Below are 23,598 nucleotides of genomic sequence, written 5' to 3'. Positions count from 1 at the left end.
GCGCGTCAGTACGGCTGGAGGACGTTCGTGGCGAGCAGCACCATGAGCACGCCGCCGAGGACGACGCGGTAGATCACGAACGGCAGGAAGCTGCGCCGCTTGATGTACTGCATGAGGAAGGCGATGACGGCCAGGCCCACCCCGAAGGCGACGACCGTGGCGACGCCGGTCTCGGCGAGGTTGTACGGGCCGCCGGGCTCTTCGAAGCTCTGCAGCAGCTCGTAGAACCCGCTGCCGAAGACGGCGGGGACGGCGAGGAGGAACGCGTACTCGGCGGCCGAGGGACGCGTGTACCCGAGCGCCAGCCCGAGGGTCGTCGTCGCCCCCGAGCGCGACACGCCCGGGACGAGGGCGAGCGCCTGAGCGAATCCGAGTGCGACCCCGTGCGGGTAGGTGAGGCTGTTCAGTTCCCGCGTGCGCTTACCCCACCGGTCGGCGGCGCCCAGCAGGAGGCCGAAGACGATGAGCACGGTGGCCACGAGCCACAGGTTGCGGAACGTATCGCGGATGACCGACTGGAACAGGAAGCCGAGGACGCCGATCGGGATCGTCCCGATGATGATGAGCCACCCCATCCGCGCGTCCGGGTCGTTGCGCGGAACCCGTCCGGCGAGGGACTGCGCCCACCGCGAGATGATGCGCACGATCGTGCCCCAGAAGTACACCAGCACGGCGAGCTCGGTGCCGATCTGGGTGATCGCGGTGAAGGTGGCGCCGGGATCGGTGGCCGAGGGCAGGAACTCCCCCACGATGCGCAGATGCGCGCTGGAGGAGACGGGCAGGAACTCGGTCAGCCCTTGGACGAGTCCGAGGATGATCGCCTCGAGAACGTGCATGCGCGCCTTTCAGTAGGTCCGGAGGAGATCGGTGAGCACGTGCTGGCCGAAGACGAGCGCGTCGACGGGGACGCGCTCATCGACACCGTGGAACATACCGGTGAAGTCGAGGTCGGCCGGCAGGCGCAACGGCGCGAAGCCGTAGCCGTCGATCCCGAGCGTCGACAGCGCCTTGTTGTCGGTGCCCCCGCCCATGAGGTACGGCAGGACCGGCACGCCCGGGTCTGCGCGGTCCAGCGCCGCGACCATCGCGTCGACGAGGTCGCCCCGGAAGGGCACCTCGAGCCCGATGTCCTGGTGGACGATCTCCACGTCCACGTGGGGGCCGACGACCTCACGGATCTGCGCCAGCACGGCAGCTTCGGTGCCCGGAAGTGCACGCACGTCCACGAGCGCCTCCGCGCGGTCGGGGATGACGTTGTGCTTGTAGCCGGCGGTCAGCCCGGTGGGGTTCGCCGTGGTGCGCAGCGTCGAGCGCAGGAACGGCGCGCTGTCCCCCGCGCGGTCGGCGAGGGCGTCGGGGTCGCCGGCGTCGTCGCCGGTGAGCCGCTCCAGGCCCGCGAGGAACTGCGTGGTGGTGTCGGTCAGCCGCACCGGCCATGCCGTGCGCCCGAGGGCGGCGACCGCCTCGGCGAGGGCGGTGACGGCGTTGTCGGGATGCAGCCGGCTGCCGTGACCGGCCCGCCCGCGCGCGACGAGCCGGATCCAGATGAGGGCCTTCTCCCCCACCTGCAGCAGGTAGGCGCGGCCCTCGCCGACGGGGATGGAGTATCCACCGACCTCGCTGATGGCCTGGGTGGCTCCGGCGAACCACTCCGGCCGGTCGCGCACGACCAGCGCGGAGCCCTCCACGCCGCCGTTCTCCTCGTCGGCGAAGAAGGTCAGCACCAGATCGCGTTCGGGCTGTTCGCCGGCGCGCAGGATGTCGGCCACGGACGTGAGGATCATGGCATCCATGTCCTTCATGTCCACCGCGCCGCGCCCCCACAGCACGCCGTCGCGGATCTCGCCCGCGAACGGATCGACGCTCCAGTCCTCCGCGATGGCGGGCACGACGTCGAGGTGCCCGTGCAGGACCAGGGCGGGCTTGCTCGGGTCGCGGCCGGGCACACGGGCGGAGACGTTCGTCCGGCGCGGGATCGGCTCGTAGTACTCCGGGCGCAGCCCCAGGCCCTCCAGATAGGCGCCGACGTACTCGGCGGCCTCCCGCTCCCCCTCGGCGCGTCCGCCGCCGTAGTTGGACGTGTCGAAGCGGATCAGGTCGGCGGCGATGCGGGCGACCTCGGGGTGCGCGGACTCGCTCGAAGACATGCGCCTACGCTACCGGCCGCGTGCACCCGCCCCGTTCCCCGTGCGACGCGGCGCGGGCGCGCCGACGATTATCGGCGCGTCCGTCCGACGTGCTAATCTCGATCTTCGTTGCGAAAGCAACTCACCCATGCGCGGGTGGCGGAATAGGTAGACGCGCTAGCTTGAGGTGCTAGTGCCCGTATAGGGCGTGGGGGTTCAAGTCCCCCCTCGCGCACAGAGTGAAAAGGGTCCCGTGAGGGGCCCTTTTCCCGTTTCCGGACCGGGTCGTCCGACTCTCCGGTTTCTCGCTGGGACGGTGTGGGGATAGCGTCGAGGACGGTGCGCCCGCTGCTGGCGCGCCTGTCGCGCGTGCGGCAGAGCACCACCCGAAGGAGCATCCGTGTCCGTTCTCGAGCCGAGCCTCGTCCCCGTCTTCGAAGAAGTCGTCCGTCGCAACCCCGGGGAGGCGGAGTTCCACCAGGCCGTCCGCGAGGTCTTCGAAAGCCTCGCGCCCGTCGTGGCGAAGCATCCGCAGTACGCCGACGAGGAGATCATCCGCCGGCTGTGCGAGCCGGAGCGGCAGATCATCTTCCGCGTGCCGTGGACCGACGATGCCGGGCACGTGCAGCTGAACCGCGGCTTCCGCGTGGAGTTCAACTCCGCGCTCGGTCCGTACAAGGGCGGCCTCCGGTTCCACCCGAGCGTGTACCTGGGCATCGTGAAGTTCCTGGGATTCGAGCAGATCTTCAAGAACGCCCTCACGGGCATGCCCATCGGCGGCGGGAAGGGCGGCAGCGACTTCGACCCGAAGGGCCGCTCGAACGGCGAGATCATGCGGTTCTGCCAGTCGTTCATGACGGAGCTGTACCGCCACCTCGGCGAGCACACCGACGTCCCGGCCGGCGACATCGGGGTGGGCGGACGTGAGATCGGCTACCTGTTCGGTCAGTACAAGCGCATCACGAACCGCTACGAGTCGGGCGTGCTCACCGGCAAGGGCCTCACGTGGGGCGGATCTCAGGTGCGCACGGAGGCGACCGGGTACGGGGTGGTCTTCTTCGTCGACGAGATGCTCCGCGACGCCGGGGACGCGCTCGAGGGCAAGCGCGTGGTCGTCTCCGGCTCGGGCAACGTCGCCATCTACGCCATCGAGAAGGTCCACCAGCTCGGCGGTGTCGTGGTGGCCTGCTCGGATTCCGCCGGATACGTCGTTGACGAGGCCGGCATCGATCTGGATCTGCTCAAGGACATCAAGAACACCCGCCGCGGGCGGATGAGCGACTACGCCGACGAGCGTCCGGGTGCGCGGTTCCTCGAGGGCGGATCGATCTGGGACGTTCCGTGCGACATCGCGCTGCCGTGCGCGACGCAGAACGAGCTGGACGCCGGCGGCGCGGCGGCACTCGCGCGCGGGGGCTGCACGATCGTGGCCGAAGGCGCCAACATGCCCACGACCCCCGACGCGATCCGCACCCTGCGCGAAGCCGGCGTGCGCTTCGCGCCCGGCAAGGCCGTCAACGCCGGCGGCGTCGCCACGAGCGCCCTCGAGATGCAGCAGAACGCCTCACGGGACTCGTGGACCTTCGCGCACACCGAGGAGCGGCTCGAGCAGATCATGCGGTCGATCCACGACCGGTGCCTGGAGACGGCCGACGAATACGGGGTGCCCGGCGACTACGTCGCCGGGGCCAACATCGCCGGGTTCATCCACGTCGCCGACGCCATGCTGGCCCTCGGTCACATCTGAGCCGCCGCATCCCGGCCTCAGAGCCACGACACCGCGGATTCTCCTGAGCTCCCGCCGCCAACGCGCAGAACTCAGGAGAATCCGACACCCCGCGTCCCCGGGCGCCCCCAAACCGCCGGATTCTCCTGAGTTCTGAACGACACCGGCCGGGCGCTGGCCCTCGGCCACATCTGAGCCTTCGGGTCACGCCACCGCGACGCCGAAGGCCAGCCCGAGGACGTACGTGACGGCGGCCGCGCCGTAGCCGATGAGCAGCTGACGCAGCGCGCGGCGCAGCGGCGACGCGCCCGACAGCAGCCCCACGGTGGCGCCGGTGCCCAGGAGCGCGAGCCCGACCAGCACGAGGGCCACAACGATCGCGACCGGTCCGGAGAGCCCGAAGACCCACGGCAGCACCGGCAGCACGGCGCCGGAGGCGAAGAAGAGGAAGCTCGAGGCGGCGGCGCGCCATGCGCCGCCGACGATCTCGTGCGCGTCGGGGCTGGCCGGCTCCCCCGCACGCGGGGCGCCGCGGCCGGTCTCCTGCGCGGCGGCGACGACCCGGCGCGCCCGGGCCAGGGACTCCGCGGCCGGCAGCCCGCGCGTGCGATACACGAGGGCCAGCTCGTTGGCGTCCAGGTCGAGGTGCGGCAGGGCCTCGTCGGCGTACTCGTTGGGCTCGGTGGCCTGCAGCAGCTCGCGCTGCGACCGCACCGAGACGAACTCGCCCGCCGCCATGGACAGCGCCCCGGCGAGGAGCCCGGCGATGCCGCTGAAGAGCACGAAAGCCGGCGCGACACCGGTCGCCCCGATGCCGAGGACGAGCGCCAGGTTGGAGACGAGCCCGTCGTTGGCACCGAACACCGCGGCGCGGAACGTGCCGGAAAGCCGCCGGCGCCCCCGCGCGGCGAGTCCGCGCACCACCTCGTGGTGCACCTTCTCGTCCGCAGCCATCGCCGCCGACGCGTACGGCTCGTCGTCGTAGGGCGAGCGCGCCTCCGCGTTCTGGGCCAGGGCGAGGACGAACAGCCACCCGAACCGTCGCGCCATCCACGTCAGCAGGCGTGTGCCCGCTCCCGGGCGCGGCAATCGCGCGGGCTCGCCGCCGAGCAGGTCCAGCCAGTGCGCGGCGTGGCGATCCTCCGCGTCGGCGAGGGCCTGCAGGATGTCGCGCTCTTCGCCGTCGCGGCGGGTGGCCAGCTCGCGGTACAGGCCCGCCTCGGCCCGCTCGTCGACGAGATACCGCATCCAGCGACGCCGGTCTCGCTCGGTCGGGGCGGATGGGGCGCGCGTCACGACAGGCTCCGATCTGGTGGGGATGCTTCCACGCTATCCGGGCGGCGCAGGCAGGCCCGGCGCGAGTGCGGAACTGCCAGCATTTCGGGGCTCCGAAGCGCGCGCCACCTCCCGGCGCAGGCCCCGCTCGCCGGTCCTCATGACGACCGCGTGCGCGGCGACGAAGGCGGGATGCAGCACAGTGGCGGTCGCGTTCATCCACCATCGCCGGGTCGACACCTGCCATCGCAGCGTGATCTCGGTGGCCGCTGCCCCCACCGGGATCAGATCCACCGTTCCCGCACCGGCGAGGTCGCCGCCGCTTCGGACCACGAGTCGGCGACCGGGCGACACGTCCACGAGCGTCAGGTGCACGCGCAGGCGGTAGCCGAAGGGGCTGCGCACCACCAGGGTGATCCGCTCCCCCGGTGCCATCCGGCTCGGCGCATCGGCCACGCGAACGCCGGGCCACCACGTCGCCGCGCCCGGGCGGAGCATCCGTTCGGCCGCGGCCCAGCACAGCGGCGCTTCGGCGGCCACCCGCCAGCGCGACGTGAAGTCGTAGCGGCGGGCTCTCACGAGTGCACGCGGCGGCGCAGCAGTTCGATGCGCGCCTGCAGCTGCGCCACGGTCGCGTGCGAGACGGCCGGGCCCCCGCACAGCCGGCGCAGCTCTGCATGCACGAGGCCGTGCGCCTCACCGGTCTGCCGCGCGTAGAGCCCGACGAGGCTGTTGAGCAGCTGCCGCTGCTCCTTCAGCGAACGATGCAGCGGCTGCGGCAGCGTCGATTCCGGTGCCGCCGCCGCGCCCTCCGCCGGCGCGGCGGATTCGCGCGCCTCACGGGCGGTGCGGTGGCGCGACTGGCGGGACACGCGCGACATGAGCACCTCGTGCACCTGGTCGGGTTCGAGCAGGCCGGGGATGCCGAGGAACTCCTCCTCCTCCGGGGTGCCGGGCACGGCCAGCTGACCGAAGTCCTTGCCGTCGAAAACGACGCGGTCGAAGTGCGCGTGCGACCCGAGGGCCTGGAAGGTGAACTCCTCGGTGAGCCCGTCGGAGGCCTTCTCCTCGCGCTCCGCCGCGTCCATCATGTCTTCTTCGGCGTTCCACTGGTCATCGTCGGAGTCGCGGTCCAGCGCGTGGTCGCGCTGGCGTTCGAGCTCGCCGGCGAGGGCCAGGAGGATCGGAACGTTCGGCAGGAAGATGCTCGCCGTCTCGCCGCGCCGCCGCGCACGCACGAAGCGCCCGATGGCCTGCGCGAAGAACAGCGGCGTCGCCGCCGACGTCGCGTACACCCCGACGGCAAGCCGCGGCACGTCCACGCCCTCCGACACCATGCGCACCGCGACCATCCACCGGCTCGTGCTCTGGGAGAACTGCTCGATGCGGGAAGAGGCCTCCGCCTCGTCGGAGAGGACGACGGTGGGCTGCTCGCCGGTGACGTCGGCGAGGATCGCGGCGTACGCCCTGGCGGCCGTCTGGTCGGTCGCGATGACCAGTCCCCCGGCATCGGGGATGTGCTGGCGCACCTCGGTCAGGCGCCGGTCGGCCGAACGCAGGACGGCCGGGATCCACTCCCCGTTGGGATCCAGCGCCGTCCGCCAGGCCTGCGAGGTGATGTCCTTGGTGTTGTCCTGCCCGAGATGCGCCTCCATCTCGTCGCCGGCCTTCGTCCGCCACCGCATCTGCCCGGCGTACACGAGGAACATCACCGGGCGCACGACGCCGTCCTCCAGCGCGCGCCGGTATCCGTAGGCGTAGTCGGTGCGGGAGACCCGGATACCCTTGGCGTCGGGGTGGTACTCCACGAACGGGATCGGGGCCGTGTCGCTGCGGAAGGGCGTGCCCGACAGCAGCAGGCGCCGCGTGGCGCGGCGGTACGCCTGACGCAGGGCGTCGCCCCAGCTGAGCGCGTCACCGCCGTGGTGCACCTCGTCGAGGATGACCAGCGTGCGCGCGTCCAGCGTCAGGCGTTCGTGCACGGATGCGTTCACCGCGACCTGCGCGTACGTCACGGCCACCCCGTGGTACTGCCGCGACGGCGCGGCATGCCGGTTGCTGAAGGCCGGGTCGAGGCGGATCCCGACACGCGCGGCGGCGTCGGCCCACTGGGTCTTGAGGTGCTCGGTGGGGGCGACCACGACGATGCGGTCCACCACGCCGCGGCGCACGAGCTCGCTCGCCAGGCGCAGTGCGAAGGTCGTCTTGCCGGCACCGGGGGTCGCGGCGGCCAGGAAGTCGCGCGGCCCCTTGCCGACCCCGTCGGGGCCGTCGCAGCCGAAATAGACGTCGAGCGCCTCGGCCTGCCAGGCGCGCAGTCGCTGAGCGGTGCCCCACGGCGCACGCTGGGGGTAGGTGGGCGAGAGGTGCTCGGCGGCGAAGCTGCCGAAGTGCCCTTCGTGCTCGTGCGAGCCGTCTCCGTGCGCGGTTCCGGCACCCGGATCGGAGGCATGTTCGGAGGCGATGATCAGGTCGTCGTCCAACATTCCTCCCTCTCCTGATCGGCGCGACTCACTACCCTAAGCGATGCTTCCGACCCCTCCGCGCGGGCGGCGGAGGCCCCGCCGTGTGCATGTCGGCGGGTCGGCGGTAGCCTGGATGACCGGAGGAACGATGACGACTGACCCCGACGTCCCTGCCCCAGATCCCACCCCCACAAGCACCGCGCCGCACCCCTGGCGGCGTTATGTCGCGATCGGCGACTCATTCACCGAAGGCATCGGCGACCCCGAACCGAGTTCTCCCGGAGGCCATCGCGGCTGGGCCGACCGTGTCGCCGAAGTCCTCGCCGCACAGGTCGACGACTTCGCCTATGCCAACCTCGCAGTGCGCGGAAAGCTCATCGGCCAGATCGTGGCCGACCAGATCGAGCCCGCGATCGAACTCCATCCCGACCTGGTCACCTTCTCCGCCGGCGGCAACGACGTCATCCGCCCGGGCTCCGATCCCGACGCCGTCGCCGAGCAGTTCGAGGATGCGGTCGTGCGCCTGTCGGCCACCGGCGCGACACTCGTCGTGTTCACCGGCATCGACACGAATTTCACTCCGGTGTTCCGTGGCATCCGGGGCAAGGTCGCGATCTTCAACGAGAACGTGCGTGCCATCGCCGAGGCGAACGACTGCATCGTGGCCGATCAGTGGGGGCTGAAGACGGTGCAGGACATGAGGTTCTTCGACGACGACCGGCTGCACTACAACTCCCTCGGGCACCACGAAGTGGCCCGGATGGTGCTGCGCACGCTGCACGTGCCGAACGACCTCCAGCCCATGCGGCCCGATCCGCTCCCCGCCATGACGTGGCGCGCGGCCCGCGCGAACGACCTGGTGTGGGCGCGTGAGCACCTCGTGCCGTGGGCGCTGCGCCGCCTGCGGCACCAGTCCTCCGGCGACCACGTCCGCCCCAAGCGCCCCGAGCCCCTCCCCGTCGTCGCGGCCGCTGCCGCTGCCGCCGCGGCGGCAGCCGGCGCCGATGCCGAGGCCGCTGCCGCCGCGGGGGTACGCGCCGCCGAGGCCGAGGCGCGGGCCCGCGCGGCCCGGACTGAGGGCACCGGCTCCGAGGAGGAGGGCAGCGGCCGCTAGTGCCGCAGCGCCCACAGGGCGACGGCGGATGCCGCGGCGACGTTGAGGGAGTCCACTCCCCCATCCATCGGGATGGTCACCACCGTGTCCGCCGCTGCCAGAGCGCGCCTGCTCAGTCCGTCTCCCTCCGCGCCCAGGAGGAGCGCGACGCGGTCGGGACGACCGGCGGCGAAGTCGTCCAGCGGCACGGCCTCCTCGGACAGCGCGAGGGCCGCTACGTGCAGACCCGCCTCGTGCAGGAGCGGACCGGCCTCATCCCATTCCGGCAGGCGCGTCCACGGCACCTGGAACACGGTGCCCATGCTCACCCGCACGCTGCGGCGGTACAGCGGATCGGCGCACCGCGGCGTGACGAGCACGGCGTCGGCGCCCAGGCCTGCGGCGCTGCGGAAGGCGGCCCCGACGTTGGTGTGATCGACGATGTCCTCCAAGACCACGACCAGGCGTGCGCCGGCCACGACGTCAGCGACGGTGCGCAGCGGCGGGCGGTGCATCGCGGCGAGGACTCCGCGGTGCACCGCGTACCCCGTCACGCCGGCGGCGACGTCTTCGGGCACGACGTACACCGGCACCGCGTCATCCGGGGCATCCGCGAGCAGCGCGCGCGCGTCGTCCAGCCACTTGTCCTGCACGAGGAGCGAGCGCGGGCGGTGACCTGCCGCGAGGGCGCGCGCGAGCACCTTGGCGGACTCGGCGATGTACAGCCCCTCCGCCGGCTCCCGCACGCGCCGCAGCGCCACGTCCGTGAGGTCGCGGTAGTCGCCCAGCCGCGGGTCGGCGGCGTCCCCGATCTCGACGATGCGCATGCCCTCCACTCTGCCAGCAGCACGGCAGCCCCACCGTCCCGCGCGCCTACACTCGAACAGGGAGGTGGGCCCGTGCCGGCAGTGTTCGCGCAGGATGCAGCGACAGCTGATGCGCTCGAACGCGCGATCGACCTGCTGAGCGGCCGCCGGCTGGCGATCCTGACCGGCGCCGGAGTCTCCACCGATTCGGGCATCCCCGACTATCGCGGCGAAGGGGCGCCTGTGCGCACGCCGATGACGGCGCAGCAGTTCCTCGCCGGCGAAGAAGCGCGCCGCCGGTACTGGGTCGGCAGCCACCTCGGATGGCGCGCCTTCTCGGCGGCCGAGCCCAACGCCGGACACCGCGCGATCGCCGACCTGGAGCGTGCCGGGGTCGCCACGGGGGTCGTGACGCAGAACGTGGACGGCCTCCATCTGCGGGCAGGCAGCAGCCGCGTCGTCGAGCTGCACGGCACCATGCGGCGCGTGTTCTGCACGCACTGCGGCCAGGTGTTCGACCGGCGTGACCTGGCCGCCCGCGTGGAAGCGGACAATCCGTGGCTGAGCGTGGACGAGGACCTGCCGCTCGGCCCGGACGGCGACGTGCGCCCCGACCGGGTCGAAGGGTTCCGCATCCCGGCCTGCACCGTGTGCGGTGGCGTGCTCAAACCCGACGTGGTGTTCTTCGGCGAGTTCGTGCCCACCGAGAAGTTCCGCGAGGCCGAGCAGCTCGTGCACGCCAGCCAGGCGCTCGTGGTCGCCGGCTCGTCCCTCGTGGTCAACTCCGGCATCCGACTGGTCGAACGGGCGCGGCGGCGCCGCATCCCCGTCGTGATCATCAACCGGGGTGCCACACGGGCAGACGCCCGCGCGAGCATCAAGTTCGACGCGGGCACGAGCGAGGTCCTCGCCGCTCTGCGCGATGCGCTCACAGGGACGTCGGAGGCGCACGCCGGTTAGGCTCGTGCGGTGACGCTCCTGACCCTCATCCGCCACGGCGAGACCGACTGGAACCGCGACGGCCTCATCCAGGGCTCCACCGACATCCCCCTCAACGACACCGGACGCGCCCAGGCGCGGGAGGCGGGGATGCTGCTGGCCGAGCATCGGGAACTCGACACCCCCATCGTGGTGGTCTCCAGCGACCTGTCGCGCGCCGCCGAGACCGCCGACATCATCGCCGAGGTCCTCGGGGTGCCCGAGCCGCACCGCTACCCCGGCCTGCGCGAGCGCTCCTACGGAGAGGCCGAGGGGGTGGACGCGACGGTGTTCCGCCAGCGGTGGGGACAGTGGAGCACCGCTCAGGTGCCCGGCGCCGAGCCGTGGCCCGAGGTGCGGGACCGGGCGCTGAGGGCCATCCGCACCGCCGTCGACGACGCGCGCCGCGCGACCGCCCCCCGCGCGCCCCAGGTCGTCGCGGTCGCCCACGGCGCCCTCATCCGGCAGGTCATCCGCCACGCCACGGGCGACGAGCTGCCCGCCGAGGGCGAGCGCCTGCCCAACGGGTCGGCGCACACGTTCCTCGTCGAGCGCGAGCGCATCCGGCTGCTGTCGTACGTGGGCGCCGCGGTCTGAGTTCGGCCTCCGCGCCGCGGCCGGCGGTCGAACCTCTTCTCCCCCACGCCTGACGGGGACGAGTTATCCCCAGGCGGTCACTCGCCCGATCGTGTGTCGTAGGTAGGTGCGACACTTGTGGTATGACCCTCCTGGCAAGCATCGAAGATCACGACGAGAGCGCACAGCTCGCATCGATCGTCGATGAGCTGCGCGAAGCCGAAGAGGAGATCGCCATCCTCGAAGCGGTGAAGGTGGCACAACTGGCCGGGGCGATGCGGATCGCGCTGCGTCGGATGGAGGGGAAGCACGCCACCCAGCGCGCCCGCGAGCTGGAACTGCGCTCCGTCGCCGCCGAGATCGGCGCGGCCGTCCGGTGGAGCGACCGCGTCGCGCAAGCACGCATGAGTGATGCACTCGATCTCGTCGAACGCTTCCCCGCCACCATCGACGCCCTCACCACCGGCCGCATCACCGCCCGGCACGCAGCGGTCATCCAGGACGCCGGGTGCGTCCTGACCGACGACACCGATCGGGCCGCGTTCGAGCAGGTGGTGGTGGAATGGGCCGCCGCGGAGACCGTCGCCCGCACCCGCGACTACGCGCGCGGGCTGGCCGAGCACCTCCACCCCGAATCCATCACGACCCGCTTCGAACGGGCAGAGAAGGCACGCACCGTCACGCTCTCCGAACTGCACGACGGGCTGGCCAAGCTGGAGATCATCGGACCCACCGCCCTCCTCCACGGCATCCACGACCGCCTCACGCAGCAGGCCCGCGCCATCCGCGCCACCACCACCCAGCCAGGTGAGGAACCGCGAGTGGTCGACGCGGAACCGGCCGTGGTCGACACCCGCACCCTCGATCAGATCCGCGCCGACCTCGTGTGCGACATGCTCCTCACCGGGCAGCCCACGATCGACCACACCACCGACATCCTCCCCGGTGGCCTCGGCGCCATCCGCGCCAGCGTGCACGTCACCGTCCCCGCCCTCACCGCCGCCGGTATCGCCGACCGCGGCGCCAGCATCGACGGCACGTCACCCATCGACGCCGACACCGCGCGTCAGCTCATGGCCACGGCGCCCGGCTGGGACCGCATCCTCACTCACCCCGTCACCGGCATGGTGCTCGCCGTCGACCGCTACCGCCCGGGCACGATCCTCGAGCGCTTCCTCGCCGCCCGCGACATCCACTGCCGCTTCCCCGGCTGCCGCCAGCCCGCCCGCCGCTGCGATCACGACCACAATCTCGACTGGGCCCTCGGCGGGCGCACGACCGTCGGAAATCTCGCCTGCCTGTGCAAACGGCACCACACGCTCAAGACCGAAACCGAGTGGACGGCCGCGCAGGAGCCCGACGGCACCATCCGCTGGACCTCTCCCCTCCACCGCCGCTACACCGACAAGGCCCCACCCCGCGTCGCCTTCGTCCCCGACGCCGACCCACCCCCGTTCTAGGGCGTGTTGATCGAGCGCATCAGCACGGCGCGAACCCAGCCCGCGCACCGGTGCGGCAGGGCGGTCACGCGCTCCGGGCGAGGATGGTGCGGGCGTGCACGAGCACCGGCTCATCGATCATGCGGCCCTCGTAGCGGAACACGCCGCCCTCGCCCTCCGCAGCCCGCAGCACCCCGGCCGCCCACGCGGCCATCGCCGGATCGGGCCGATACGCGGCGCGGATCACCTCCGCCTGCGACGGATGGATGCAGGCGGTCGCGGTGAAGCCGGAGGCGGCTGCATCCTCCGCCTCGGCGCGGAGTCCGTCGGTGTCGGCGATGTCCAGGTGAACCGCGTCGATCGCGGCCTTGCCGCGGGCGCGGGCGGCCAGCAGCACGCGGGAGCGGGCGTGGCGGGCGATGTCGAGGTACTGCCCCCGTGCGTCACGGCTGGAGGTTCCGCCCAGGCTCGCGACGAGATCCTCCGCGCCCCACATGAGGGCGACGACCCGCTCGGATGCGGCGAGCTTGTCGGCCACGGCCACCCCGCGCGCCGTCTCGCACAGCGCGATCACGGAGAACCGGGCGTCGATCGCCCGCAGGGCCTTGGCCGATTCGGCCTTCGCGACCATGATCGTGCGGAAATCGGTCTGGGACAGGCTCGCCATGTCTGCCAGGAACGCCGCCGTCCCCGGTGCCGAGACCCGCACGATGGTGCGGGCGGGATCCAGCTCCGCCTCGATGACATGTCCGCGCGCGGCCGTCTTGTCGCCGGCTCCGACGGCGTCCTCGAGATCGAGGATGACGGCGTCGGCGCGTTCGGCGGCCTTCGCGAACCGCTCGGGACGGTCGGCGGGGCAGAACAGCAGGGCGGGCCCGAGGGTGAACGCGGTCACGCCCGGCCCTCCGCATCCTCGCGCCACAGCAGGACGGAGCGCGTGGCGCGTGCCACGACGGTGTCGTCCTGCGACCGCCCGGTGTGCCGCATCGTGACGATTCCCTGGCCCGGCCGCGACGCCGACGCGCGCGTGGCGAGGATCTCGGTATCGGTGTAGAGGGTGTCATCGGGGAACAGCGGTGCGGGGAAGGCGATGTCCTCCAGCCCCAGCTGGGCCACGAGCGTCCCCTGCGTGAGCTGCGCCACCGACGCTCCCACCATCGTGGCGAGGGTCCACATCGAGTTCACCAGCGGCCGGCCGAACGGCTGCGTGGCGGCGTAGGCGGCGTCCACGTGCAGCGCCTGCGGGTTGGCGGTGAGGGCGGAGAAGAGGATGTTGTCGGCCTGGGTCACCGTGCGCCCCGGGCGGTGGAGATATCGCGCTCCGACCTCGAACTCCTCGAACCACAGGCCGCGCTGCACGATTGCGTTCACGCCCTCACGCTACCCGGTGAGCCCCAGCGCCCGTGAGATGACCAGCAGCTGCACCTCGGTCGTGCCCTCGCCGATCTCGAGGATCTTCGAGTCGCGGTAGTGACGGGCCACGGGGTATTCGTTCATGAAGCCGTTGCCCCCGAACACCTGGGTCGCGTCGCGGGCGTTGTCCATGGCCGCCTCGCCGCTGACGAGCTTGGCGATCGCCGCCTCCTCCTTGAACGGCTCACCCGCGTCGCGCAGACGCGCGGCATGCAGCCACGCCAGCCGGGCGGTGTGCACACGCGCGCGCATGCGGGCCAGGAGGAACTGGATGCTCTGGCGCGACGAGAGCCGCTCGCCGAACACGGTGCGGGCCTTGGCGTAGTCGACGGCCGCTTCGAGGCATCCCTCCGCGGCGCCGGTGGCCAGCGCGGCGATCGCGATGCGCCCCTCGTCGAGGATGTGCAGGAAGTTCGCGTACCCGCGGCCCCGTGCGCCGAGGAGGTTCGCCTCCGGCACCCTGGCACCGTCGAAGGCCAGCGGATGCGTGTCGGAGGCGTGCCAGCCGACCTTGTCGTAGCCCGGCCCGACGACGAACCCCGGTGTGCCGTGGGGCACGATGATGGCGGAGATCTCGGGGCCCCCCGACGCGGTGCGGCCGGTGACGGCGGTGACGGTGACGAAGCGGGTGATGGCCGTGCCGGAATTGGTGATGAACTGCTTCGCCCCGTCGATCACCCAGTGCCCGTCCTCCAGACGCGCGGTGGTGCGGGTCGCCCCTGCGTCGCTGCCGGCCTCGGGCTCGGTCAGACCGAAGCCGGCCAGAGCCCGCCCGGCGAGCAGATCCGGCAGCAGGTCGCTCCGCTGCGCATCGGTGCCGAAGCGGAACACCGGCATCGCGCCCAGGCTGACACCGGCTTCGAGGGTGATCGCGATGGACTGGTCCACGCGCCCGAGCGCCTCGATCGCCAGGCACAGCGCGGTGTAATCGCCGCCCTGCCCGCCCACGTCCTCCGGGAAGGGGAGGCCGAACAGCCCCAGCTCGCCCATCTGGGCGACGATGTCCAGGGGCAGGGTGGCGTCACGGTCGGCCTCGTACGAGCGGGGCGCGACGACCTCGTCGGCGAACGCGCGGACCATCCCGGCCAGTTCGCGCTCCTCGGCGCTGAGGCCGTGGGTCAGGGTGTCAGTGTGCATGGGAGGCCTCCTGTGCCTGGGGGTCTGGCGGGTCTTCGGCGGGCGTTTCGACGTCGGCGACGCGCTGCCCGCGCGCGACCGACGCACCGATCGGGACCCGCAGTCTCGCCACCCCGTCGCGGGGGGCGGCCAGAGCGTGCTCCATCTTCATCGCCTCGATCGTGAGGACCTTGTCGCCCGCCCGCACGGTGTCGCCGTCGGCGACGTGGAGGGCGACGACCGTGCCGGGAAGGGGTGCCGTCAGCGCGGGAGCGACGTGCGCCGGATCGGCGGCCGCCCGACGGCGCAGGGTCGCGTCCCGTCGTGACAGCGGCGCGACCTGCACGGTGGCGCCACCCGCGTGCACCCACACGGTGCCGTCGGCATCGCGGGCGGTCACGGCGTCGGGGGCCGCGGGCTCGTCCGCGCTCACCTCGGCGACCCCGGCGGGGGTGTCGAACAGCGCGGAGACGGCGCGGCGCACACCTCCCGCGCGCCACCCGTCGCGCGCATCCCACAGCTCCCCCGCCGCCGGGCGCGCGGCGTCGCGCGCGGCGGCGAGGACAGCCGGCGCGGGAGCAGCCGGCTGCGCCGGTGGAAGACGATCCAGCAGCCCCGTGTCCAGGTCGCCGCGGAGCACCCGGTCGTCGGCGAGCACGGTGCGCAGGTAGGCGATGTTCGTCTCCACGCCCAGCAAAACGGTGCCGGCGAGGGCGGCATCCAGCCGCGCCAGGGCGGTCGCGCGGTCGGGGGCGGTGGCGATGACCTTCGCCACGAGCGGGTCGTAGTCCACGCCGACCGTGCTGCCCGTTTCGATCGCGGCATCCGTGCGGGCCGCCGGCGCCGGGCGCCACCGAAGCACCGTGCCGGTGGCGGGCAGGAACCCGCGTTCCGGACTCTCGGCGTACACGCGGGCCTCGATCGACCATCCGCTCAGGCGGATGTCGTCCTGTGTCAGGCCGAGCGGATGGCCCTGCGCGACGCGCACCTGCTGCTCGACGAGGTCGAGCCCGGTGACCGCCTCGGTGACGGGGTGCTCCACCTGCAGGCGCGTGTTCATCTCCAGGAAGAAGAACTCCTCCGGGTTCTCCCCCGAGACGAGGAATTCCACGGTGCCCGCCCCGACGTAGTCCACGCTCGCGGCCGCAGCGCACGCCGCTTCCCCCAGGCGCGCACGCAGGGGCGGGTCCACGATGGGCGAGGGGGCCTCCTCGATGACCTTCTGGTGCCGGCGCTGCAGCGTGCACTCGCGCTCGCCGAGGTGCACCACCGTGCCGGCCGCATCGGCGAACACCTGCACCTCGATGTGGCGCGGCTCCGCGACGAAACGCTCGAGCAGCAGGGTGTCGTCGCCGAACGCGGCCGCCGCCACGCGCCGCGCCGTCGCCAGCGCCGCCGGCAGGGCCGCCGCATCCCGGACGACCTCCATGCCCTTTCCGCCGCCGCCGGCCGACGGCTTCACGATGAGCGGATAGCCGACCTCCTGCGCACGCGCGGCGATCTCCTCGTCGGTCATCCCCTCGGCCCCGAAGCCGGGGACGACGGGCACGCCGGAGGCAGCGACATGATCGCGCGCGCGGATCTTGTCGCCCATGACCTCGATCGCGCGCTCCCCCGGTCCGATGAAGACGACGCCGGCATCACGGCACGCGCGGGCGAACGCGGCGTTCTCGGAGAGGAACCCGTACCCGGGGTGGATCGCGTCGGCCCCGCTCGTGCGGGCCGCCGTCAGGACGGCGTCGATGTCGAGGTAGGACGCACGGGCGGCGGCCGGGCCGATCCGCACCGCGACATCGGCCTCGCGCACGTGCGGCTCCCCCGCGTCGGCGTCGCTGTACACCGCCACCGAGCGGATGCCGAGACGACGCAGCGTCCGGATGACCCGGCGGGCGATCTCGCCGCGGTTGGCCACGAGCACCGTCTGGAACTGCTCGAGGGGCATGGGCGGGGTGGGCATCGGGTCCATGGGGGTCACATCCGGAAGAGGCCGAAGCGGGGCTCGGGAAGGGGCGCGCGCGAGACGACGTCCAGCGCCAGGCCCACCACGGTGCGCGTGTCGGCGGGGTCGAGGATGCCGTCGTCCCACAGGCGGGCGGTGGCGTAATAGGGGTCGCCCTGCGCGTCGTAGCGCTCCTGGATGGGGGCGCGGAAGGCCGCCTCGTCCTCGGCGGGCCACTCCTGACCGCGCGCATCCAGCTGGTCGCGCTTGACGGTGGCGAGCACCGCCGCGGCCTGCGCTCCGCCCATCACCGAGATGCGGCTGGCCGGCCACGTCCACAGGAACCGCGGGTCGTACGCCCGCCCGCACATCGCGTAGTTTCCGGCGCCGAAGGATCCGCCGATCACGACGGTGAGCTTGGGCACGCGCGTCGTGGCCACGGCGGTGACCATCTTGGCCCCGTCCTTCGCGATGCCCCCGGCCTCGGCATCCCGGCCGACCATGAAGCCGGAGATGTTCTGCAGGAACAGCAGCGGGATGCCCCGCTGATCGCACAGCTCGATGAAATGCGCGGCTTTGAGCGCCGATTCGCTGAACAGCACGCCGTTGTTGGCGATGATGCCGACCGGGTGCCCGTGGATGCGGGCGAAGGCGGTGACCACGGTCGTGCCGTACTCGCGCTTGAACTCGTGCACCGAGCCGGCGTCCACGAGCCGGTCGAGCACGGCGTGCACGTCGTAGGGGCGTCCCACCTCGACCGGGACGACGTCGTAGAGGGTGGCGGGGTCTTCCGCCGGTGGCACGGATGCGGTCACCTCCCATGCGCGGGGCGCCGGGGGCGGGAGGGTCGCGACGATGTCGCGCACGATCTCGAGGGCGTGGTCGTCGTCGTCGGCGAGGTGGTCGACGACGCCCGACCGGCGCGCGTGCACCTCCCCGCCGCCGAGCTCTTCGGCCGTGACCGTCTCGCCGATCGCCGCTTTCACCAGCGGCGGGCCGCCGAGGAAGATCGTCCCCTGTCCGCGCACGATCACGGTCTCATCGCTCATGGCCGGGACGTACGCGCCGCCGGCCGTGCACGAGCCCATGACGGCGGCGATCTGCGGCACGCCCGCCGCCGAAAGGCGCGCCTGGTTGCGGAAGATGCGCCCGAAGTGGTCGCGGTCGGGGAAGACCTCGTCCTGCATCGGCAGGTACGCGCCCCCGGAATCGACGAGGTAGATGCAGGGCAGCCGGTTGTCGAAGGCGATCTCCTGCGCCCGCAGGTGCTTCTTCACCGTGAGCGGGAAGTACGCCCCGCCCTTGACGGTCGCGTCGTTGGCGACCACCATGACGAACCGCCCGTGGACGAGCCCGATCCCGGCGACCACGCCCGCGCCCGGCGCGTCGCCGTCGTACATCCCCTCGGCCGCCAGCGGCGCGACCTCCAGGAATGCACTCCCCTCGTCCAGCAGCCGGTCGATGCGCTCACGGGCCAGCAGCTTGCCGCGCGCGACATGGCGTTCGCGGGCGGGCTCCGGTCCGCCGAGCGCCGCCTCGGCCAGGCGCCGACGGAGCTGATCGGCCAGGTCGGACTGGGTGGATGCGGTCGCCTGCTGCGTCATCGCAGCAGCATCGCACGGCCGGGCGCACGCAGCACTCCCGCGACGTCCATCAGGAAACCGGCCGCCTCGGCGCCGTCGGCCAGGCGGTGGTCGAACGACAGGCTGAGCGTCACCACGTCCCGCAGCGCCACGGCGCCCTCGTGCTCCCACGGCTGTCGCCGCACCGCGCCCACCGCCAGGATGCCCGCCTCCCCCGGATTGAGGATGGGCACGCCGCCGTCGACGCCGAACACGCCCACGTTCGTGATCGTGAACGTGCCGCCGCTCAGCTGCGCCGGGGTGAGCGCGCCGGCCCGGGCGGTCGTGACGACCTCGGCGAGGGCGTCGGCGAGCTCGACGAGACTGAGCGCGTCGGCGTCGGGCACGTTGGGCACGACGAGCCCCCGATCGGTGGCCACCGCGACGCCGAGGTTGACGTATGACGGCTGCACGATCTCCGTGGCCGCCTCGTCCCACCGCGAGCCCAGCACGGGGGTGCGGCCGAGGGCCAGGCACACCGCCTTGGCCACGACGGTCAGGATGCCGATGCGGTGACCCTGCAGCGCCCGATCCCGCGCGAGTTCGTCGAGGAGCCGCTGCGTCTCGGTGACGTCGATCGTGACGAAGGTGGCCGCGTGCGGGGCGGTGAAGGCGCTTCGGACCATCGCGGCGGCGGTGTGCTTGCGCACCCCCCGGATCGGGATGCGGGTGACCCGCGGGTCACCGGCCGGTGCCGGACGGGCCGCCGCCTCCACGTCGGCACGCGTGATGGGCCGCTCGCCCACCTCCAGGGTCGCCAGGTCGACCCCGAGCGTCTTCGCCAGGCGCCGCACGGGCGGGCTGGAGCGCGGGCGTTCGCGCTCACCCTCCCGGCGCGGCGGGGACGGCGGGGGTTCGGCGGCTGCGGCGCGTCGGGCACGCCGCTGCGGGTGACCGGCACGATCGAGCGCGCCGTATCCGACGAGGGTCGCCTGCCGGGCGCCGGGCGCCGGCGCCTCGGGCTCGGCCGGCGGTGCGGGCTCGGCCTGCGGTGGGGCATCCTCACCGGCCAGGGTGAAGGTGATCAGCGGAGCGCCCACCGCGACGGTGTCGCCGGCGGCTGCGTGCAGGCGCTGCACCGCGCCGGCGAAGGGCGACGGCAGCTCGACGACGGCCTTGGCGGTCTCGACCTCGGCGAGGGTCTGGTTCAGCGCGACGGCTTCGCCCTCGGCGACGAGCCACTGCACCAGTTCGGCGTCGGTGAGGCCCTCACCGAGGTCGGGCAGGCGGAATTCCTGGATCACTGCGCCGCTCCTGCCAGGGTGTGCGGACGGTCCATGACGCGGTCGACGGCGGCCAGGATGCGGTCGAGGTCGGGCAGGTGATGGCCTTCGAGCTTGGCGGGCGGGTACGGGATGTCGTGCCCGGTCACCCGCTGGGGCGCTGCCTCCAGGTACTCGAAGCAGCGCTCGGCGATGCTCGCCACGATCTCCGCTCCCACCCCCGCCTCCCGCGCCGCCTCGTGCGTCACGATGGCGCGGCCGGTCTTGCGCACCGACGCGGTGACGGTGCGGTAGTCCACCGGTGAGATGGAGCGCAGATCGATCACCTCGATCGAGACGCCCTCGTCCTCGGCCGCCACCGCGGCGTCCAGGGCTATCGCCACCTGTGCGCCGTACGTGACGAGGGTGACGTCGGTGCCGTCGCGGACCACGCGCGCCAGCCCCATCGGCGGCTCGTCTGCGAGGTCGAGGTCGGTGTCCACCTCTCCCTTGGAGTGATAGAGGCGCTTGGGCTCGAAGAAGACGACGGGGTCGTCACTGGCGATCGCCTGCCGCAGCAGCACGTAGGCCTCCCGGGGGTCGGATGCGGCGATCACCCGCAGCCCGGCGGTGTGCACGAAGTACGCTTCGGGCGACTCGGAGTGATGCTCGGCGGCCCCGATGCCCCCGCCCCAGGGGATGCGGATGGTCAGCGGCATCCGCACGGCCCCTCGGGTGCGGTAGTAGAGCTTGGCGACCTGGCACACGATCTGATCGAAGGCGGGGTACACGAACCCGTCGAACTGGATCTCCACGACGGGGCGGTAGCCGCGGTAGGCCAGGCCCACGGCGGTGCCCATGATGCCCGACTCCGCCAGCGGCGTGTCGATCACGCGGGCGGCGCCGAACTGATCGAGCAGCCCGTCGGTGACACGGAAGACGCCCCCGAGCTTCCCGATGTCCTCACCCAGCAGCAGCACCCGCGGGTCGTCCATCATCGCTGAGCGCAGGCTCGCGTTCACCGCGCGCGCGAGGGTCATCGTGCTCATGCCCGCTCCTCCGTCTCGGCGAATCCGGCGAGGTACTCGGCGTACTCGCGCCGTTCCTCCGCGAGACCCGTGTGCGGCTCGGCGTACACGTCGTCGAGCACTTCGACGCCGGGGCGCGTCTGCGCGCCGACGCATGCCGCGCGCACGGCGGCGGCCAGCGTGTCGGCGGCGGCGGCGACCTCCGCCACGGCGTCGTCGTCGAGCAGGCCCTGCGCGCGCAGGTAGGTCTCGAACCGCGTGATGGGGTCGCGGCGCTGCCAGCGCTCCACCTCGGCGGCGTCGCGATACCGCGTGGGATCGTCGGCGGTGGTGTGCGGGCCCATCCGGTAGGTCACCGCCTCCAGGAACGTGGGCCCCTCGCCGCGGCGAGCCCGCTCGCGCGCCCACCGCATCGCGGCGTAGCAGGCGAGCACGTCGTTGCCGTCGACGCGCATGCTGGGGATGCCGAAGCCCGGCGCGCGTGCGGCCAGCGGCACGCGCGACTGCACGTCGACGGGTTCGGAGATGGCCCACTGGTTGTTCGAGCACACGAACACCACGGGGGCCTGGTAGGACGCCGAGAACACCAGCGCCTCGCTGACGTCGCCCTGGCTGGTCGCGCCGTCGCCGAAGTACGCCACCGCGATCTCGTCCGCGCCGTCGCGCTGGATTCCCATCGCGTACCCGGTGGCATGCAGGGCGTGGGCGCCGATGATCACCTGCATGGGGGCCATCCGCAGCCGCTGAATGTCGTACGCGGTGTGGGCCTCGCCGCGCCACGCCATGACGAACTCGTCGGGGCGGGCGCCGCGGGCCAGCACGACGCCGGTCTCGCGGTAGCTGGGGAAGATCATGTCGGCCGCCGCCAGCGCGTGGGTCGTGCCGATCTGCACGGCCTCCTGGCCGCGGCACGGGGGCCAGAGGCCCAGTTGGCCCTGGCGCTGCAGCGCGAACCCCTCCGCATCCACACGCCGGGTCAGGACCATGTCGCGATAGAGCGCGCGGAGCAGGCCGGGATCGAGCGAGCCCAGCCACGGATCCAGCGTGGGGTCGGGGATCCGCTCGCCTTCGGGAGTGAGCACGCGCGCGGCGTCGTCCACGCTCAGCGCAAGATCGGGGACAGCAGCAGGGGTGAGCATCATCGTCTTCCCTCCAGTGGGCCCTGCCGCCTTCGTGGGGCTGCAGAGCGTCCGGTGGCGGCAGCGTCGCCGACACCGCGACCATACGTCCGGGTCGCACCTAGCTCAAGCATCTTCCACGCGGTTGAGCAGGATGCTTCATCCGCGGTCGAGGAGCCTGCTATGGTTGCGCACCATGTCACGCTTGGATGCTGTCGACCTCGACCTGCTGCGCGCTCTCGCCGACGACCCGCGCGCCACGGTCGTGGCCCTGGCCGACCGCCTCGGCCTCTCCCGCAACACCGTCCAGGCGCGCATGACGCGACTGGAGCGCGCCGAGGTGGTGCTGTCGTTCGAGCGGTCGCTCTCGCCGGCGGCCCTGGGGTTCCCCATCGAGGCGTTCATCCACATCACGGTGCGACAGGCCGCACTCCCCCGCATCGTCAGCGACCTCGAACGCATCCCCGAAGTGCTGCAGGCCCACGGCATGAGCGGTCAGATCGACCTCGTCGCGCGGGTGGCGTGCCGCGATACGCGGCACCTGTTCGACGTCGATGCCCGCATCCTCGCCGTCGAGGGCGTCGAGCGCACCGAGACCTCGCTCGTGATGGGCGAGGTCATCCCCTACCGCGTGGTGCCGCTCATGGAGCTGGCACGGCCGGAACGCTAGCGGCCGCCCCCTTCGGGGCGGCGGCGGGGTCGGCGCGCACGAGGACGACGCCGGCGAGGATGAGCGCGCCGCCGGCACCCTGCACGGGGGTCGGCGCCTCACCCAGCAGCAGCCAGCCGAACAGCATGGCGAACAGCACCTCGGTCAATCCCACGAACGACGCCAGCCGCGCCCCGATCCGCGGCACGGCCAGGACCCCGAGGCCGTACCCGAGCGCAGTGGCCACGAGCGCGACCCACGAGACGGACAAGAACCACGGCACGGCGGTGCCCAGGAGGTCGGTGCTGACCGCCGGTGCGACGAAGGGAAGCACGCCGGTGGCGCACAGGACCACCATGAGCGCCGCGCCCACGACCAGTCCCCCGCCGGCGAGCACCAGGGGCGGCATCGTGTCGGTGGTGCGGTCGGCGATCACGAAGTACGCCGCCATCCACACCGCCGCCCCCAGCGCCAGCGCGATCCCCAGCGGGTCGAAGGCCGCGCCGGTCACATCGACCACCAGCACGAGTCCGACGATCGCGAGGGCGGTGCCGCCCAGCACCACCGCCGAGGGGCGACGGCGCGTCCGCAGCCAGACCCAGGCGACGAGCATCACCGGCGCGGTGTACTGCACGAGCAAGGCGATGGCCACGGGCATGCGCTGCATCGCGGAGAAATAGAACAGCTGACAGCCGGCGACGCCGGTGAGGCCGAACGCGAGCACGAGGAGCCCATGACGGCGCAGGATCGAGCGGTCACGGACGATCGCGCGGATGAGCCATGGCGACAGCAGCACCGCCGCCCCGCCCATGCGGAGCAGGAGCGCGGCCCCGATCGACCAGCCCGCCTCCAGGAGCGGCTTCATGACGGGCCCGCTGGAGGCGAACGAGACCGCCGAGGCCAGCCCGATGACGACGCCGGCGGTGCGCGCCCGCGTGCGGTCGACGGTTCCGGGGATTGCGGTCATGAAATGGTGCCTGTCAGGAGTCAAAGTGGGTACGATGGTGACACTACGCCACCCCGCCGT

21 protein-coding genes and 1 tRNA gene are annotated in these 23,598 nt (G+C 72.5%); 7 read left to right on the top strand and 15 right to left on the bottom strand.

What is annotated here, in order from left to right; translation table 11 throughout:
- Window positions 1-5 precede the first annotated feature (5 nt).
- Entirely contained in the window at window positions 6-836 is an 831-nt protein-coding gene (locus F6J85_RS07720) for an undecaprenyl-diphosphate phosphatase (protein ID WP_150924500.1), read from the bottom strand.
- A gap of 9 nt (window positions 837-845) precedes the next feature.
- Window positions 846-2,147 (bottom strand): M20/M25/M40 family metallo-hydrolase, encoded by a 1,302-nt coding sequence (locus F6J85_RS07715; protein WP_150924499.1) that lies wholly within the window; start codon window positions 2,145-2,147, stop codon window positions 846-848.
- 129 nt (window positions 2,148-2,276) lie between these two features.
- On the opposite strand from F6J85_RS07715, the gene F6J85_RS07710 reads away from it, so the two are divergent.
- Window positions 2,277-2,361, top strand: a tRNA-Leu gene (locus F6J85_RS07710).
- A gap of 165 nt (window positions 2,362-2,526) precedes the next feature.
- On the top strand, window positions 2,527-3,873 hold the full coding sequence (gene gdhA / locus F6J85_RS07705) for an NADP-specific glutamate dehydrogenase (RefSeq protein ID WP_150924498.1): 1,347 nt from the start codon (window positions 2,527-2,529) through the stop codon (window positions 3,871-3,873).
- Window positions 3,874-4,056: 183 nt separating this feature from the next.
- Here gdhA and F6J85_RS07700 read toward each other — a convergent pair whose 3' ends face one another.
- The 3 genes from F6J85_RS07700 to F6J85_RS07690 form a co-directional block, all read right to left on the bottom strand.
- Complete coding sequence (locus tag F6J85_RS07700; RefSeq protein WP_150920855.1) at window positions 4,057-5,100, bottom strand: VIT1/CCC1 transporter family protein; 1,044 nt, start codon at window positions 5,098-5,100, stop codon at window positions 4,057-4,059.
- 81 nt (window positions 5,101-5,181) lie between these two features.
- Window positions 5,182-5,706 (bottom strand): SRPBCC family protein, encoded by a 525-nt coding sequence (locus F6J85_RS07695; RefSeq protein ID WP_150924497.1) that lies wholly within the window; start codon window positions 5,704-5,706, stop codon window positions 5,182-5,184.
- Entirely contained in the window at window positions 5,703-7,613 is a 1,911-nt protein-coding gene (locus F6J85_RS07690; RefSeq protein WP_150924496.1) for a DEAD/DEAH box helicase, read from the bottom strand. The genes F6J85_RS07695 and F6J85_RS07690 overlap by 4 nt, the downstream gene beginning before the upstream one ends.
- Window positions 7,614-7,740: 127 nt before the next feature.
- Between F6J85_RS07690 and F6J85_RS07685 the strand changes: the two genes are divergently transcribed.
- Complete coding sequence (locus F6J85_RS07685) at window positions 7,741-8,706, top strand: SGNH/GDSL hydrolase family protein (RefSeq protein WP_150924495.1); 966 nt, start codon at window positions 7,741-7,743, stop codon at window positions 8,704-8,706.
- On the opposite strand, the gene F6J85_RS07680 is transcribed toward F6J85_RS07685, so the two are convergent.
- On the bottom strand, window positions 8,703-9,512 hold the full coding sequence (locus F6J85_RS07680) for a TrmH family RNA methyltransferase (protein ID WP_150924494.1): 810 nt from the start codon (window positions 9,510-9,512) through the stop codon (window positions 8,703-8,705). The genes F6J85_RS07685 and F6J85_RS07680 overlap by 4 nt on opposite strands.
- Window positions 9,513-9,584: 72 nt before the next feature.
- Here F6J85_RS07680 and F6J85_RS07675 point away from each other — a divergent pair, with 72 nt between their 5' ends.
- The 3 genes from F6J85_RS07675 (at window position 9,585) to F6J85_RS07665 (ending at window position 12,505) form a co-directional block, all read left to right on the top strand.
- Window positions 9,585-10,451 (top strand): Sir2 family NAD-dependent protein deacetylase, encoded by an 867-nt coding sequence (locus F6J85_RS07675; RefSeq protein ID WP_238707094.1) that lies wholly within the window; start codon window positions 9,585-9,587, stop codon window positions 10,449-10,451.
- A gap of 9 nt (window positions 10,452-10,460) precedes the next feature.
- Window positions 10,461-11,066, top strand: a complete 606-nt coding sequence (locus tag F6J85_RS07670) for a histidine phosphatase family protein (RefSeq protein WP_150921163.1) — start codon at window positions 10,461-10,463, stop codon at window positions 11,064-11,066.
- A 122-nt stretch (window positions 11,067-11,188) separates the two neighbouring features.
- Complete coding sequence (locus F6J85_RS07665) at window positions 11,189-12,505, top strand: HNH endonuclease signature motif containing protein (RefSeq protein ID WP_150924493.1); 1,317 nt, start codon at window positions 11,189-11,191, stop codon at window positions 12,503-12,505.
- 64 nt (window positions 12,506-12,569) lie between these two features.
- Here F6J85_RS07665 and F6J85_RS07660 read toward each other — a convergent pair whose 3' ends face one another.
- Genes F6J85_RS07660 through pdhA form a run of 8 tightly spaced genes read right to left on the bottom strand, consistent with a single transcriptional unit; the run spans window position 12,570 to window position 21,943 of the window.
- The gene (locus tag F6J85_RS07660) at window positions 12,570-13,379 is read right to left on the bottom strand and encodes an HpcH/HpaI aldolase/citrate lyase family protein (RefSeq protein ID WP_150924492.1); all 810 of its coding nucleotides are present in this window, start codon (window positions 13,377-13,379) and stop codon (window positions 12,570-12,572) included.
- Window positions 13,376-13,855, bottom strand: a complete 480-nt coding sequence (locus F6J85_RS07655) for a MaoC family dehydratase (protein ID WP_150921160.1) — start codon at window positions 13,853-13,855, stop codon at window positions 13,376-13,378. Before F6J85_RS07655 ends, F6J85_RS07660 begins: the two co-directional genes overlap by 4 nt.
- 9 nt (window positions 13,856-13,864) lie before the next feature.
- Complete coding sequence (locus F6J85_RS07650; protein ID WP_150924491.1) at window positions 13,865-15,034, bottom strand: acyl-CoA dehydrogenase family protein; 1,170 nt, start codon at window positions 15,032-15,034, stop codon at window positions 13,865-13,867.
- Window positions 15,024-16,979, bottom strand: coding sequence for an acetyl/propionyl/methylcrotonyl-CoA carboxylase subunit alpha (locus F6J85_RS07645; protein ID WP_238707093.1), 1,956 nt, complete (start codon window positions 16,977-16,979; stop codon window positions 15,024-15,026). The genes F6J85_RS07650 and F6J85_RS07645 overlap by 11 nt, the downstream gene beginning before the upstream one ends.
- 5 nt (window positions 16,980-16,984) lie before the next feature.
- Complete coding sequence (locus tag F6J85_RS07640; RefSeq protein WP_150924490.1) at window positions 16,985-18,556, bottom strand: carboxyl transferase domain-containing protein; 1,572 nt, start codon at window positions 18,554-18,556, stop codon at window positions 16,985-16,987.
- On the bottom strand, window positions 18,553-19,818 hold the full coding sequence (locus F6J85_RS07635) for a dihydrolipoamide acetyltransferase family protein (protein ID WP_150924489.1): 1,266 nt from the start codon (window positions 19,816-19,818) through the stop codon (window positions 18,553-18,555). The genes F6J85_RS07640 and F6J85_RS07635 overlap by 4 nt, the downstream gene beginning before the upstream one ends.
- Window positions 19,815-20,825 carry an alpha-ketoacid dehydrogenase subunit beta gene (locus F6J85_RS07630; RefSeq protein WP_150924488.1) on the bottom strand — a complete coding sequence of 337 codons (1,011 nt, stop codon included), beginning with the start codon at window positions 20,823-20,825 and terminating at the stop codon, window positions 19,815-19,817. Before F6J85_RS07630 ends, F6J85_RS07635 begins: the two co-directional genes overlap by 4 nt.
- The gene (gene pdhA, locus F6J85_RS07625; RefSeq protein WP_150927273.1) at window positions 20,822-21,943 is read right to left on the bottom strand and encodes a pyruvate dehydrogenase (acetyl-transferring) E1 component subunit alpha; all 1,122 of its coding nucleotides are present in this window, start codon (window positions 21,941-21,943) and stop codon (window positions 20,822-20,824) included. The genes F6J85_RS07630 and pdhA overlap by 4 nt, the downstream gene beginning before the upstream one ends.
- A gap of 175 nt (window positions 21,944-22,118) precedes the next feature.
- On the opposite strand from pdhA, the gene F6J85_RS07620 reads away from it, so the two are divergent.
- The gene (locus F6J85_RS07620; RefSeq protein ID WP_150924487.1) at window positions 22,119-22,592 is read left to right on the top strand and encodes an Lrp/AsnC family transcriptional regulator; all 474 of its coding nucleotides are present in this window, start codon (window positions 22,119-22,121) and stop codon (window positions 22,590-22,592) included.
- Here the strand turns inward: F6J85_RS07620 and F6J85_RS07615 are convergent.
- Window positions 22,564-23,538 (bottom strand): EamA family transporter, encoded by a 975-nt coding sequence (locus F6J85_RS07615; RefSeq protein WP_150924486.1) that lies wholly within the window; start codon window positions 23,536-23,538, stop codon window positions 22,564-22,566. The two genes, F6J85_RS07620 and F6J85_RS07615, sit on opposite strands and share 29 nt — an antisense overlap.
- Between the last annotated feature and the right edge of the window lie 60 nt (window positions 23,539-23,598).

Origin of the sequence: Microbacterium lushaniae (genome assembly GCF_008727775.1) — a bacterium.
Taxonomy (GTDB): domain Bacteria; phylum Actinomycetota; class Actinomycetes; order Actinomycetales; family Microbacteriaceae; genus Microbacterium; species Microbacterium lushaniae.
The sequence above is the reverse complement of the archived record's forward strand: the minus strand, read 5'-3'. Positions and strand labels throughout refer to the sequence as shown.